General features: G+C 63.1%; 13 protein-coding genes. 1 reads left to right on the forward strand and 12 read right to left on the reverse strand.

Annotated features, from left to right (window positions below; genetic code table 11):
• Positions 1-10: 10 nt before the first annotated feature.
• The 10 genes from dapA to U2H20_RS04875 form a co-directional block, all read right to left on the reverse strand.
• Positions 11-982 (reverse strand): 4-hydroxy-tetrahydrodipicolinate synthase, encoded by a 972-nt coding sequence (gene dapA, locus U2H20_RS04830; protein ID WP_430593359.1) that lies wholly within the window; start codon positions 980-982, stop codon positions 11-13.
• 9 nt (positions 983-991) lie between these two features.
• Positions 992-1,519, reverse strand: a complete 528-nt coding sequence (locus U2H20_RS04835) for a dihydrofolate reductase (protein ID WP_430593360.1) — start codon at positions 1,517-1,519, stop codon at positions 992-994.
• The gene (locus tag U2H20_RS04840) at positions 1,516-2,343 is read right to left on the reverse strand and encodes a thymidylate synthase (RefSeq protein WP_430593361.1); all 828 of its coding nucleotides are present in this window, start codon (positions 2,341-2,343) and stop codon (positions 1,516-1,518) included. Before U2H20_RS04840 ends, U2H20_RS04835 begins: the two co-directional genes overlap by 4 nt.
• A gap of 10 nt (positions 2,344-2,353) precedes the next feature.
• Positions 2,354-2,791, reverse strand: coding sequence for a hypothetical protein (locus tag U2H20_RS04845; protein WP_430593362.1), 438 nt, complete (start codon positions 2,789-2,791; stop codon positions 2,354-2,356).
• Positions 2,788-3,489: a 4-hydroxy-tetrahydrodipicolinate reductase gene (locus U2H20_RS04850; protein WP_430593363.1), complete on the reverse strand. Its 702-nt coding sequence runs from the start codon at positions 3,487-3,489 to the stop codon at positions 2,788-2,790. Before U2H20_RS04850 ends, U2H20_RS04845 begins: the two co-directional genes overlap by 4 nt.
• A 107-nt stretch (positions 3,490-3,596) precedes the next feature.
• The gene (locus tag U2H20_RS04855) at positions 3,597-4,199 is read right to left on the reverse strand and encodes a histidine phosphatase family protein (RefSeq protein WP_430593364.1); all 603 of its coding nucleotides are present in this window, start codon (positions 4,197-4,199) and stop codon (positions 3,597-3,599) included.
• Positions 4,200-4,214: 15 nt separating this feature from the next.
• Positions 4,215-5,585 (reverse strand): M16 family metallopeptidase, encoded by a 1,371-nt coding sequence (locus U2H20_RS04860; RefSeq protein ID WP_430593365.1) that lies wholly within the window; start codon positions 5,583-5,585, stop codon positions 4,215-4,217.
• A gap of 27 nt (positions 5,586-5,612) precedes the next feature.
• Entirely contained in the window at positions 5,613-6,572 is a 960-nt protein-coding gene (locus U2H20_RS04865; protein ID WP_430593366.1) for an aldo/keto reductase, read from the reverse strand.
• Positions 6,572-7,507 carry a ribokinase gene (locus U2H20_RS04870; protein ID WP_430593367.1) on the reverse strand — a complete coding sequence of 312 codons (936 nt, stop codon included), beginning with the start codon at positions 7,505-7,507 and terminating at the stop codon, positions 6,572-6,574. Before U2H20_RS04870 ends, U2H20_RS04865 begins: the two co-directional genes overlap by 1 nt.
• 144 nt (positions 7,508-7,651) lie before the next feature.
• A complete protein-coding gene (locus tag U2H20_RS04875) occupies positions 7,652-9,901 on the reverse strand; it encodes a polyribonucleotide nucleotidyltransferase (RefSeq protein WP_430593368.1) in 2,250 nt (749 codons plus the stop codon).
• Between the two features lie 280 nt (positions 9,902-10,181).
• On the opposite strand from U2H20_RS04875, the gene U2H20_RS04880 reads away from it, so the two are divergent.
• A complete protein-coding gene (locus U2H20_RS04880) occupies positions 10,182-11,240 on the forward strand; it encodes a hypothetical protein (RefSeq protein ID WP_430593369.1) in 1,059 nt (352 codons plus the stop codon).
• A gap of 99 nt (positions 11,241-11,339) precedes the next feature.
• Here the strand turns inward: U2H20_RS04880 and rpsO are convergent, their stop codons facing one another.
• Both rpsO and U2H20_RS04890 read right to left on the reverse strand, forming a co-directional pair.
• Entirely contained in the window at positions 11,340-11,609 is a 270-nt protein-coding gene (gene rpsO / locus U2H20_RS04885; protein ID WP_430593370.1) for a 30S ribosomal protein S15, read from the reverse strand.
• Between the two features lie 183 nt (positions 11,610-11,792).
• Positions 11,793-13,418 (reverse strand): PrsW family intramembrane metalloprotease, encoded by a 1,626-nt coding sequence (locus U2H20_RS04890; protein ID WP_430593371.1) that lies wholly within the window; start codon positions 13,416-13,418, stop codon positions 11,793-11,795.
• Between the last annotated feature and the right edge of the window lie 22 nt (positions 13,419-13,440).

The following is a 13,440-nucleotide window of genomic DNA, read 5'->3' on the forward strand; positions in this document are numbered from 1 at the left end:
CCTCCCTTACTTATCTCGTGGTGCCGTGCACCTTTGGCAAAGCGCCGCCGGCGGCGGCATTCCGGTCGGGGCGGAACTTCGAAAGATCGAGTCCGTCCACATCGCGCACCAGCGCGATTTCGTCTTCAATGAGCGCTGCCTCGTGGTCTTCTGGACCAACGAGCGGCAAGCGCACTCGTGGGCTCGAAATACGGCCGAGCCCGTGGAGAATGTATTTCGCTGCAACTGTGCCGGGAACGTGCGTCATCGTTGCTCGCACGAGCGGTTCGAGTGCTGCGTGCTGCAGCTGTGCGGTCTTCAGGTCGCCTGCGTTCACCGCATCGACGATCGTGCGGTACGGGCGCGGCGCGATGTTGGCGGTCACGCCGATGAGTCCGCTGGCGCCGATCGACAGGTGCGGCAGCACGTTCGCGTCGTCGCCGGAGAAATACAGCAGATCGGTCTGGTTCAGCACGCGGCTGACTTCGCTGAAATCGCCCTTTGCGTCTTTGACCGCAAGGATGTTCGGGTGCTTCGAGGCACGCAGGATCGTCTCGTACATGATGGGCACGCCCGTGCGACCGGGGATGTCGTAGAGGATCACAGGAAGATCGGTCGCGTCCGCGATCATGCGGAAGTGCGTGAGAAGACCGGACTGGGTCGGCTTGTTGTAGTACGGGGTCACGATCATGACGCCATCAGCACCGGCAGCCTCGCTGCGCTTGTACAGATCGATGGCGTGCGCGGTCTCGTTCGAGCCACCGCCCTGAATGATCTTCGCCCGTCCACCGGCCACGGACTTCGCGACCTCGACGAGCTTGAGCTTCTCCGGGTCGGTGAGTGTTGACGTTTCACCGGTCGTACCCGAGACGACGACACCATCGGCACCGTTGGTCACTACATCGTCGATCAGGCGCTCTGCGGCGTCCCAATCGACTTCGCCGTCGACGCTCAGTGGCGTCACGAGCGCAACAAGAACTTGCCCGAAAGGATTGTTGGTCACGACAAGAGGCTACCGTGTGCCGGCGATCACATCACCATCGAGTGCTGGGTCCGGGCGGACGAAGCTCCGAAAACGGTACATGAATCCCGTGCTCGAGGTCTTCCAGTCGGAGGTGTCGCGCTCGCTCCAGTCGTCCGTGATGCGCGGCGCATGGGTGTCACCGTCCACTTCGAGATTGATCTCCGTGACCTCGAGGACACTGGCCGCGTTGATCGCTTCGGCATACACCTTGCCGCCCCCGATCACCCAGGCTTCGCTCTCCTCCGCGACCGCTTGCATCGCCGCTTCGAAACTCGGGACGATTTCGGCGCCCTCGGCAACGAAGTCCTGGCTGCGAGTGATCACGATGTTGCGCCGGTTCTTCAGCGGTCGGAACTGCTGCGGCAACGATTCCCACGTGCGACGCCCCATGATGACGCTGAAACCCTGTGTGATGTCGCGGAAGTGACGAAGGTCTTCGGGAATGTGCCACGGCATCCCACCGTCTGCCCCGATCACTCCCCCGGCTTCCGCCCAGATCAGCCCGAGCCGGGTCATACTGCGACCGCCCCGCGGATCGCCGGGTGGTGCTGGTAGTCGCGAACCTCGAAATCTTCGAACTCGTAGTCGAAGATCGAGTCGCGCTGCTTCGTGATCTCGAGGCTCGGGAGCGGGAAGGGCTCACGACTCAACTGCTCCGTGACCTGGGCAACGTGGTTGTCGTAGATGTGGCAGTCGCCGCCGGTCCACACGAAGTCACCGACCTCGAGCCCCGTTTGCGCCGCGATCATGTGGGTCAGCAGTGCATAGCTCGCGATGTTGAAGGGCACTCCGAGGAACATGTCAGCGCTTCGTTGATATAGCTGGCAGGAGAGTTTGCCCTCGGTCACCGAGAATTGGAACATGGCGTGACACGGCGCGAGCGCCATGTTCGGGATGTCAGCCGGGTTCCACGCCGAAACGATGAGTCGACGAGAATCCGGATTCGTCTTGATCTGCTCGATGACCTCGGTGATCTGATCGATCTGAGAGCCGTCAGGGCTCGGCCAGGAGCGCCATTGCACCCCGTACACCGGTCCGAGTTCACCGGTCTCGCTGGCCCACTCGTCCCAGATCGAGACGCCGCGCTCCTGCAACCACGAAACGTTGGATTCGCCGCGCAGGAACCAGAGGAGTTCGTAGGCAATCGATTTGAAGTGCACTCGCTTCGTCGTGATGAGCGGGAACCCCTCCTGCAGGTTGAAGCGAATCTGGCGACCGAACACGCTTCGGACACCGGTTCCGGTCCTGTCGCCCTTATGAACGCCGTGTTCGAGCACATCGGCCAGCAAGGCCTCATACGGTGGACGCGATGCAGGATTGTCAGAATTCGTGGGCGCCATGATCAGTAGCCTAGCGATCCGCGAGCCAGAACTGGATCGCCTGTCGAGCGCTCGATCTCGCGCGCTTCCGGTCTCTCGAAGCATCGTATGCCGCCGAGAGTTTGAACCACGCACGCCAGGATTCAGGATCGGCTTCGACCTCGGCCTTCGCGACCGCGAACGACTCGCTCGCAGCCTCCTGATCGGCACGACCTTCCCGCACCGCGGGGAGTTCGGGAGGGAGCGCGCCCTCGGCCTCGAGGATCTTCCACATGCGTTCGAGCCGGAAGCCGAAGCGAACCTCCGTGATGAGCGCCCAGGCGCCGATGAGCGGGATAACGATCAGCGCAACGCCGACCGCGATTCCAACGGGCTCACCACTCAGAAGCAGCTGCACGGCTCTCGTGCCGACGAGCACGATGTACAGCAGCAGCAGGAGCGCCATGAAGAGCGCGCCGAAACGTTTCATTGGAGCCCCAAAAGGTCGTCGATGCCGACGAAAACGCCCTGCTTGCCCGCATTGCGCACGCTCATCAGAATTCCAGCGCGGTAGGAATCGCCCGAGAGGGTGTCGTGGCGAAGCGTGAGCGTCTCACCGTCGCCGCCGAAGATCACGTCCTGACGAGCCTGGACCCCGGGCAGTCGAAGCGCGTGAACCGGAACGCCGTGCACGAACACTCCGCGGCCAGGCTCGCCCTCGCCCGGCGCATCAAAGGCGCCAGCGGCCGAAACCTGTTCAGCGGTGCGAACCGCCGTGCCCGAGGGGGAATCGACCTTTGCGGCGTGGTGCGCCTCCACGATTTCGACTGCGTTGAAGTGCGGTGCAAGCTTCGCTGCAAAGTGGGTCAACAGGACGCTGCCGAGGGAGAAGTTCGGAACGAAGCGGAGCCGTGACTCGCTGCTGGTCGCGAGTGCCTCGATGCGTGCCGCGCTCCAACCACTCGTGCCGATGACCGCGGGAGTGTTGCTCGCGAGTGCAGCCTCGACGATCCGCCCACTCGCAGCGAAGACCGTCGCGTCGAAGAGCACGTCGGCCCGTTCGATCTCTGCGAGGTCACCGCGAGGATCGATGACGATCGCCTCAAGATCCGGGGCGTTGTCGACTGCGGCGAGTGCGGTCGTTCCGAGTCGGCCGTTCGCACCGAGAATTCCAACCAATACCGTCATAGTCAAAAGCCTAGGGGTGTTCGATCAAAGCACCGGCTGCTCGACGCGAATGCTTCCATGCGGGGCGTTCCTCGTCGATGGTCACCGACTTGCAGCTGCGGAGGTCTTCAGAAGGACTGCGGCACGGGCAGCCCGGTGCGAGCCTCCGGCGGCAAGTGGCCGAGGTCGTTGTGCGTTACGAGCTGCGCCGGACGATCAGACCGCAATCGGATGATCGTGAGACCCGCGTTCGCCTGATTCAAGGACATCCATTGCCAGTTGGGCGCGCCCATGACGTGGCGGACGAACCAGCTGATGACGAAATTGTGCGTCACGAGCAGCTCGTGCGCTTCTTCGTGGCTCGGGCGGATCCAGGTGGCAATGGCGTCTGTCATCTGCGCCGAGCCCGCTTCGAGTTCTGCCTCCGTGACGCCCGTGAAGAATGGTCGCAACGATGAGGGGGTCTCATCACAGGGCCCACTCGGGACGCAATCCATCAGGAGCGACGAGGGTTCGAAGTCGACCCCCGTGAGACGCTCCTTCATCAGCCTTGCGGTCTCTTCTGCACGTTGGAGCGGCGAGTGATACGCGGCGGTGAAGGGGACACCGCTCAGCCGCTCTGCGATCGCAGTGGCTTGCCGAACACCTCGTGGTGAGAGCGGACCGTCGTCGACACCGTACTCGGCGTCTTGTTGTTCACCGTGGCGAACCAGGTACAGCAAATGCGTCATCAGGGCTCCTTAACTTCAGGAGCGCGAAGACGCGCTCAGGCCATCGAAAGCGTTCGGCTCTACTGTACCGACGGCCGCGACGGAACGCTCAGCGACCAGCAACTGACCGGCGAGTTCTTGCACCGCGTTGGCAGAGACGGCATCGAGTCGGCCGAGCATGGTCTCCAGGTCGACGAATTCGCCGAGAGTGAGTTCCGCCCGACCCAGCCGTGACATCCGTGAATCGGAGTCTTCGAGCGCGAGCGCACTTGCGCCGCCGAGCTGGCCCTTCGCGCGGGCGAGCTCGTCGTTGGTGACTCCTGCGCGAGCAACGGACTCGAGTTCCGCGACCATCAGTTCGGCGACATTGACCGCGTTCTTCGGCGAACACCCGGCGTACATGCCGAACATGCCGGCGTCGCTGTGCGCAGAACCGAAGGTGTACACGGAGTATGCGAGACCACGGCGCTCGCGAATCTCTTGGAAGAGTCGTGAGGACATGCCGCCACCGAGGATCGAGTTCAGCACCGCGAACTCGTGCCTGCGAGGATCTGTTGCGACAAGCCCCGGCATGCCGATCATGAGGTTGATCTGCTCCAGCGGGCGCTGCACCACGGTGGTACCGCCGCCGCTGATGGGCTGCTGCGTCGTCGAGCGACGTGGGTTCGGCGCGCCGACACTCTGACCCCAGCCGCGAGCCTCCAGTGCAGCACGCACGAGGGCGACCAGTTCGTCGTGATCGACAGCCCCCGCGACCGTGACAACGAGGTTGCTCGGGACGTAATGCTCTTGATAATGCTTCGCGACGTCGTCTCGACCGACAGCAGCGATCGTGGCGGGCGTGCCACCGATCGGGCGACCGAGCGGGTGCGCCCCGTACACGAGCTCAGCGAGGCGCTCGCCCGCGACATCGCCGGGATCGTCGTCTGCCATTGCGAGTTCTTCGAGGATCACACCCCGTTCGATCTCGAATTCTTCTGCATCGAGCACCGAGTCGATCACCATGTCGGCGATGACACGCGTCGCCATCGGAACATCGGCATCGCGAACCTTCGCGTAGTAGCAGGTGTGTTCCTTCGCGGTCAGCGCGTTGTGTTCACCGCCCACCGAGTCGAATGCGATCGCGATATCGAAGGCGCTCGACTGCGTCGTTCCTTTGAAGAGCAGATGCTCGAGGAAGTGCGTGGAACCAAAGGTCCTCGGCTGCTCGTCGCGGGAGCCGACGGGAACCCAGAACCCGATCGTTGCGCTCATCGCCGCCGGAATCTGTTCGCTCAGGATTCGGACACCGTTTTCGAGAACGGTCCGGCGGACAATCGAACCGGCCGATGACTGGATCGTCAGCTCGGGTTGTTCGAGGGCAAAGGGAATCGCGGCCTGTTGGGCCGAGGGAACAGCAAGGGACATACCAGTAGCGTAGTCGCGACCGACGACTCAGCTGTTGCGAGCCATCCCATTGCTCTGCTGGTCGAGGCGAGCCAGAGCGAGACGGGTGAACGGCACCGTGACCGCCTCGAAGGCTGCGGCGAGCCCGTGCGGACTTGCCGCATGGACGACGGGAGCGGCAACCCGCGGTTTATGGAGCAACCAGGCAAGCGCGATCGCGCTCGGCGCGACCCCGAATTCCTGCGAGAGTTCCTCGATACTCGTCAACAGCTGGTGGCCCTTTCGTGTTGCCAGGCCCCCGAATCCGGCGCGCTTCGCTACACGACCGAGCTCTCTCGATCGTGCGGGAATTGCCAGTAGCCCTCCCGCGAGCGGCGCGGTCGGCAGCACTGAAGTGCCTTGCGAAGCGAGCGAGCGCAACAGCGGCTCCCGCACCCGGTGCGCAAGGCTCCAGTCGTACAGACCGACACTCAACGCCGGCAGCGTGCTCGTGGCGGCGATGAGCTCCGCCTCCGCGTGCATCGAGGTAGTGAAGTCGGTCGCTCCGAATGCGCGGATCTTGCCTTCGTCGAGCAGCGAGCGCATCGTCTCGAGGACGGGCTGCATCGGTGTGCCCGCGGCCAGATCGAGCACCAGGACGTCGATCCATTCGGAGCGCAGGCGTGCGAGCGTCTGCTGCACCGCGAGTTCGATCTGAGAGGGCAGTGCACGCTCGGACCCGGCACGCGGAGCGATCGTCGAGACGATGACGAAGTGCGCACGCTCGTGGTGCCGAAGCCAGTTGCCCACCATCAGTTCGCTACGCCCTGAGGAATCACTGGCGTTGGTGACGATGCAGTTTCCGCCGAGCTCGGCGAAACGATCGAGAGTCTCGTTCGTGGGCCCGTTGCCTGCTGTCCACCCGAATGCAGAAGCGCCAAGGGCAAGCGGGAACACGGAAACCTCAGAGGCCCCGAGCACCCGACGCATTCGTCTCGGCGAGGTGCTCGAGTGTCCAGCGAACCGCATTACTGCACCGGCGATCCAGCGGATGCGAGGAAGGCGTCGACGTCGGCCGCGAACGGGATCGAAGAGGAGGCCCCCGCCTTCGTGACCGCAAGCGCACCTCCGGCCATGGCGATCGTGACGGCGTCGCGAATCGAGGCGCCCCGTGCGAGCGCCGCACCGAGGTAGCCGGCGAAGGTATCGCCTGCGGCTGTGGTGTCGACGGCGTGCACGGCATGCGCGGCGAATTCTGTCGTGCCCTCTGAGTCCACGAGCACCGCGCCCGCATCGGCCAGGGTGATCAGCGCCGAGCGCACACCGCGCTGCAGAAACCATGCACCCGCTTGGATTGCGGTCGCCGTGTCGTGCACTTCGATGCCGGAGTAGATGCTCGCTTCGTGTTCGTTCGGTGTCACGATGTCGATCGAGGCCCAGAGGTGCTCTGGGATCGCTCGGGCCGGCGCCGGATCGAGCACGACCCTCCAGCCCGCGGCTGCCGCACGAGTGATGCTGTGGGTGCTGACTTCTTCGGTGATCTCGAGTTGGGTGAGCACGATCCCCGCCGGCAACTCAGCCAGGGCGGTGTCGATCGCATCGGGCGCGAGCGAGGTGTTCGCTCCCATCACGACGATGATCGAGTTCTCACCGGCCTCGTCCACGCGGATGTGCGCGATTCCAGTGCTGTCCTCGACCTGCGTCGTGAAACGAGTGTCGACACCGGCCTCCTCGAGTTCGCGAGCGACGACTTCACCGAAGGCGTCTTGACCGATGCACCCCACCATGACGCTCTGCCCACCGGCGCGCGCGACGGCGACCGCCTGGTTCGCGCCCTTGCCCCCGAGGCCGAGCGCAAAGCTCGTGCCGAGAATCGTTTCGCCCGGTTTCGGGCTGACCTGTGCGTAGGCGGTGACATCGGCATTGATGCTGCCGATGATGGCAACGGGAACGGAGGCAGTCATACCCGGATTCTATCGAGCACGCTGGAAATGCTCGGGGTACACCGGATCCTGCGCCACGGATTCGTCGTCAGGGAACACGAATGGCCCCGGGGTTTTCCCGGGGCCATCGTGATGCAGCGCCCTACTGACGCTGCAGTGACAGCGTTACTCGGCTGGAGCAGCTTCGGCCGGAGCTTCTGCCTTGTCCTCTTCAGCGAGTTCGAGCGAGAGCTTGCCCTTGTCGTCGATCTTCGTGATGACGACCTGGAGCTTCTGACCGACGCTCACGACATCCTCGATGTTCTCGATGCGCTTGCCACCAGTGAGGCCGCGCATCGCGGTCACGTGGAGCAGGCCGTCGCGGCCAGGCATGAGCGAAACGAAAGCACCGAACTGCATGATCTTGACGACGGTACCGAGGTAGCGTTCGCCGAGCTCTGGGGTCAGCGGGTTCGCGATCGCGTTGACCGCGGTACGAGCTGCCTCTGCAGAAGGGCCGTCAGTGGCGCCGATGTACACGGTGCCATCTTCTTCGATCGAGATCTGGGCGCCAGTGTCGTCCTGGATCTGGTTGATCGTCTTGCCCTTCGGACCAATGAGCTCACCGATCTTGTCAACCGGGATCTGCACGCTGATCACTCGAGGAGCGGTTGCAGCCATCTCGTCAGGACCGTCGATCGCCGAGGTGAGGACCTCGAGGATCTGGGTGCGAGCCTGCTTCGCCTGGCTGAGCGCAGCGGCGAGCACGGAAGCCGGGATGCCCTTGAGCTTCGTGTCGAGCTGGATCGCGGTGATGTACTCGCTCGTTCCAGCAACCTTGAAGTCCATGTCGCCGAGCGCGTCTTCTGCACCGAGGATGTCGGTGAGCGCTGCGTAGCGAGTCTGGCCGTCAACGGTGTCGGAGACGAGTCCCATTGCGATACCGGCAACCGGTGCGCGCAGTGGCACACCCGCGTTGTAGAGCGCGAGGGTCGAAGCGCAGACAGAACCCATCGAGGTCGAACCGTTGGAACCGAGAGCCTCGGAGACCTGGCGGATCGCGTACGGGAATTCTTCGCGGGTCGGGAGCACTGGAACGAGCGCGCGCTCAGCCAATGCACCGTGGCCGATTTCGCGGCGCTTCGGGGTACCGACACGGCCGGTTTCACCGGTCGAGTATGGCGGGAAGTTGTAGTTGTGCATATAGCGCTTCGAGGTCACTGGGCTCAGTGAGTCGATCTGCTGTTCCATCTTCAACATGTTGAGCGTGGTGATACCCATAATCTGGGTTTCTCCGCGCTGGAAGATTGCGGAACCGTGCACGCGTGGCACGACTGCAACCTCTGCGTCGAGCGCACGGATGTCTGCCAGGCCACGACCGTCGATACGGATCTGCTCTTCGAGGATGCGCTTGCGCACGACGTTCTTCGTGACTGCCTTGTATGCAGCAGAGACCTGCGCGGGGACGAGGCCTGAGACCTCGCCCTTTTCGAAACGCTCGTTGATGTGCAGCTTGACCTGCTCCTTGAACGCATCGTCAGCGTCCTGGCGCTCGATCTTGTCTGCGATCTGGTAGATGCGCTCGAGTTCGCTCGTCGCAAATGCGCTGACTGCCTCGAAGGACTCATCGGTGTACGGCGGGAACAGCGGGAAGTCCTTCGTGGGCTTCGCTGCGACGTCGGCAACCTTCTGCTGTGCTTCAACGAGCACCTTGATGAATGGCTTCGCTGCTTCGAGACCCTCGGCAACAACCTCTTCGGTCGGCTTCGTGGCGCCGCCGCGAACGAGCTCCCAGGAGTTCTCGGTTGCTTCAGCTTCAACCATCATGATCGCGACGTCTTCGACGCCAGCGTCATCGGTGATCACACGACCGGCAACGACCATGTTGAACACAGCGTTCTCGAGCTGCGAGTGCTTCGGGAATGCAACCCACTGGCCCTCGATCAATGCGACGCGAACGCCACCGATCGGACCGGAGAATGGCAGACCAGCGAGCTGGGTGGACATCGATGCCGCGTTGATGGCGAGCACGTCGTACAGTTCGTCTGGCTCGATCGAGAGCACGGTGACGACGACCTGAACCTCGTTGCGGACTCCGTCGACGAATGACGGGCGCAGCGGGCGGTCGATGAGACGGCACGTGAGCACGGCCTCGGTGGATGGGCGTCCTTCGCGGCGGAAGAACGATCCCGGGATTCGCCCTGCTGCGTACATACGTTCTTCAACGTCAACGGTCAGTGGGAAAAAGTCGAATGCGTCTTTCGGGTGCTTGCCAACGCTCGTTGCGCTGAGCAGCATGGTTTCGTCGTCGAGGTAAGCGGCAGCGCTTCCTTGAGCTTGCTGGGCAAGTCGACCGGTTTCGAAACGCACGGTGCGCTTCCCGAACTTGCCATTGTCGATTACGGCTTCCGCCGCGGTGATTTCTGGACCTTCCATGAGGTCACTCCTCTCTTCTGCCGCCATCCGGACGGCCGTACCATCGCACCGCTCACCGTGCGCACTCAGCGTTGCAGAGTGTGATCACGGAGAAAAAGTTCTTCGCCATTCCGAAGCAAGAATGTTCTTGACGGAGTGAGAAATTGGCGCGACAACAACCGCGTCGATCGCGGCTTCGTCTCCGAGAATAGCAGTTCAGCCCTCAAATACACAGGATTTACGGGGAGACTCAGGCGGAACGCAGCCTTTCTGAACACGCGGTCTCTACATTGGGAACACCATGACCCCGGCACAACCGAACTTCAGGGCACTCCGAGAGCCAGCGACCGAATCGGAACGAGAAGACTTTCGGCGCTGGCGAGGGCAGTATCCGCGGCTACTGCCGCGCCATCCCGCCTTCGCGCTGCTGTCGGTGATGCTCGGAATCGGCTTTGCGCTCACCGGGTTCGGCGGAATACTCATGATCGCCGACGGCAATGCCGTCGGCTGGGCGATTCTCACGTTCATCGTCGCCACGGTCGGCGCAATCGCGACGATCCTGTGGCTTCGACGTCGCAGCGCGGAGCAGCAACAAATGGCCCTCTACCTGCTTGCCAAAGAGAACGACTGGGAGTTCTTGCCGGAACGAAACGAACTCCCCCTTTCCGGCATGATCTTCTCGTACGGCGGGACGACGCAGAACATTCTGATGCCAGATGAGGACACCGAAATCGCTCGCCACAGCTTCGACGTCGAGGCGGGCAAGCATTCGCAGCGGTATACGTACACCTACATCGCGTTCAGACTGCAGCGCTCGCTCCCCCACATCGTGCTCGACGCGAAGGGGAACAACCTCACTCCCTTCGGCGGCTCGCTTCCGACGCTGTACAAGCGCTCGCAGCAACTCGAGCTCGAAGGCGACTTCAATCGATATTTCACGCTCTACGTTCCCGACGGTTTCGGTCCGGACGCGCTGTACATCTTCACGCCCGACCTCATGCAGCTGCTGATCGAGCACGCGAGCAACTACGACGTCGAAATCATCGGCAACTGGATGATCCTCTTCACCCGGGGTGCAAAGGATCTCACCGACCCAGAACTGCACGGTGCGATCTGGAAGATGAAGCAGGTGCTCGGTGCAAAGACGCGTCGCCAAACGCGCTGGTACCGCGACGAGCGAAACGGAGCACTGCCGCTTCCGACCCGCCGTCCGCGCGATACGCCGAACTCGGGCCTCGGCGTGGTCTCTGCGGGCGGCCGACGACTTCGCACCGTGGGAACCGGCGCCCAGCTCCTGATCGCCGCGGCGATCATCGGTGTCCCGACGGCGCTCATTTTGGGGCTCGTCGCACTGCTGTGATTCGGGCCCCAGCAACGCGCTGAGCGCGCTCTACGAACGGCGCGCAACAACACAAAGAGGGCCGCCCCAATGGGACGGCCCTCGAATACTTGTGGCGGACTATCGACGAAGTCCAAGACGCTCGATCAACGAGCGGTAACGCTCGATGTCGACGTTCGAAAGGTAGGTGAGCAAGCGGCGACGCTGGCCAACGAGCAACAGCAGTCCACGACGTGAGTGGTGGTCGTGCTTGTGCTCTTTGAGGTGCTCCGTCAGGTCAAGGATTCGGCGCGAAAGCATCGCAACCTGAACCTCGGGGCTCCCGGTGTCGCCCTCATGCGTGGCGTACTCCTCGATGATGGACTTCTTGATATCTGCGTTCAAGCTCAATTGAACCCCTTTCCCTCACAGCGCGGTGCCCACAACGGTGGTGTTGGAGCGCTCTTTGTCCGCGGCCGATACACGGCAACCTCACAATGCTACCAGACGGGGATCGTCAGCAATAGCGCGCCTCTGTGCATACTGCTCGCCAGACAACACGGCGAGCATGTTCAAGAGCGACGCCGAGGAGCGTTACCGCAATTGACCGGGCTGCGGCATCATGGCCTGCGGGTTCCCGGGAACTCGACCGTGCGGCACTGCGTACTGCGGAACAGGGGCCGAGGTTCGCGTTTTCACGAGGAGTTCCTCTCGGATCTCGAGCATCTCGTCGAGCAATTGGCTCTCGTCGGCAATCGACCCGATCCGATCACGACCGGTGATGACGCGCTGCCTGGCGTTCGCGAGCTTTGTGGTGGTCGCAATGTAATCCTGCATTTCCGAACGCACCCCTCGGGCTTTCGCCCAACGCCGCAACAAGGTACGGCCATCGCCGGTTGAGAGCGCATCGACCTCGCTCGGCGTGAACCACCCCGAGGCCGAGTACTCCATGAGCCGCGTTCGAGTCAATCGCACCTCGAAATGGCGAAGCAGCACGACGACGGTGATACCGAGGAGGAAGATCGGCACCTGCACCACGACGTAGTACAGGAAGAAGTTCTGCGTGAGCGCGGCAGGAAGGAAGATGTTCGAGCCGTTCCAGAGCATGTGGAGCCCAACAGAGACGAGGTATCCGGGGATGAAGGCGAGCAGTCCCCACCAGCGACTATTGAGTCGCGCAGCGAGACCCATCGCGAGACCGATGCCGATCGCAGTGAACAGCGTGTGCGTGAACGGACTCATGATCGCCCGCACGAAGAAGGTCGAGGTGACGTCGGAACCATCGGCGAGGGTGCGCAAGAAGTAACTGATGTTCTCGGTGAACGCGAATCCCGCGGCACTGAGACCTGCCACCACGACGCCGTCGATCGGGCCGTCGAAGAGTCGCCGGAAGAACACGAAGAGAATGATGACCGGAACGGCCTTCCAAAGCTCTTCAACGAAGGGTGCCTGAATGACCGGTCCCCAGAAACCGTTGTACCACTCCCCGAACTGCTGCTCAGTCCAGTTGTTGTTCTGCGCGTAGCTCACCAGTACGGGCACAAGCGCATCTGCAACGAGCAAGGTGAGCACGATCGCTCCGATGGCGCCCCAGAGCAGGCTGAACCAGATCGTCAATCGAGGCTCGGGCTCCCAACGATCGATCGCCCACAGGCCGAAGAGGACCACCGAGAGCGGGATCAGTGCGACGAAGAACGAGATGACGGTCGCGATCGTGTCGTCGGTCGTTTGCGCAAAGAAGTTGATGACGAACGGGATACCGAGCGCCAGTACGACCAGCGAAGCGATGCCCGCATAGAACGCCGCATTGAGCGGGCCGCGGTGCCCGGTCAGCAGAGCGATCGTCGGGTTCCCCTTGCCTCGCCGCGAGCGCGGACGCCGGCCGGGCTGGGGTACCTGGGCGGGCGCATTCTGAAAGCCCTGCTGCGGCAGACCCTGCTGCTGCGAGTGCGCGATCGGCTGGGGCGCTGATCCGAACTGCACGCCCGGACCGCTTTGGGGGCGCGGCGCCTGAGGCTGCTGCACAAGCTGCTGCTGCACGGGCTGCTGCTGCGCCGCCTGCGGCGGCATGCCCGGCTGCGGAACCTGCTGAGGAGCCTGCCCATGCACAACCCCGGATTGCGGAGCACCGTGCGGGCTCGAGTACCCCGGAGCAACCGCGACCGGCTGCGGTGCCGGACGCGATGGGTGCGGTCGGTGATACTCGTACGGGTTCGACATATGCACAGCGTAACCACCGCGA

This window comes from Humidisolicoccus flavus (assembly GCF_045689595.1).
Taxonomy (GTDB): Bacteria; Actinomycetota; Actinomycetes; order Actinomycetales; family Microbacteriaceae; genus Humidisolicoccus; species Humidisolicoccus flavus.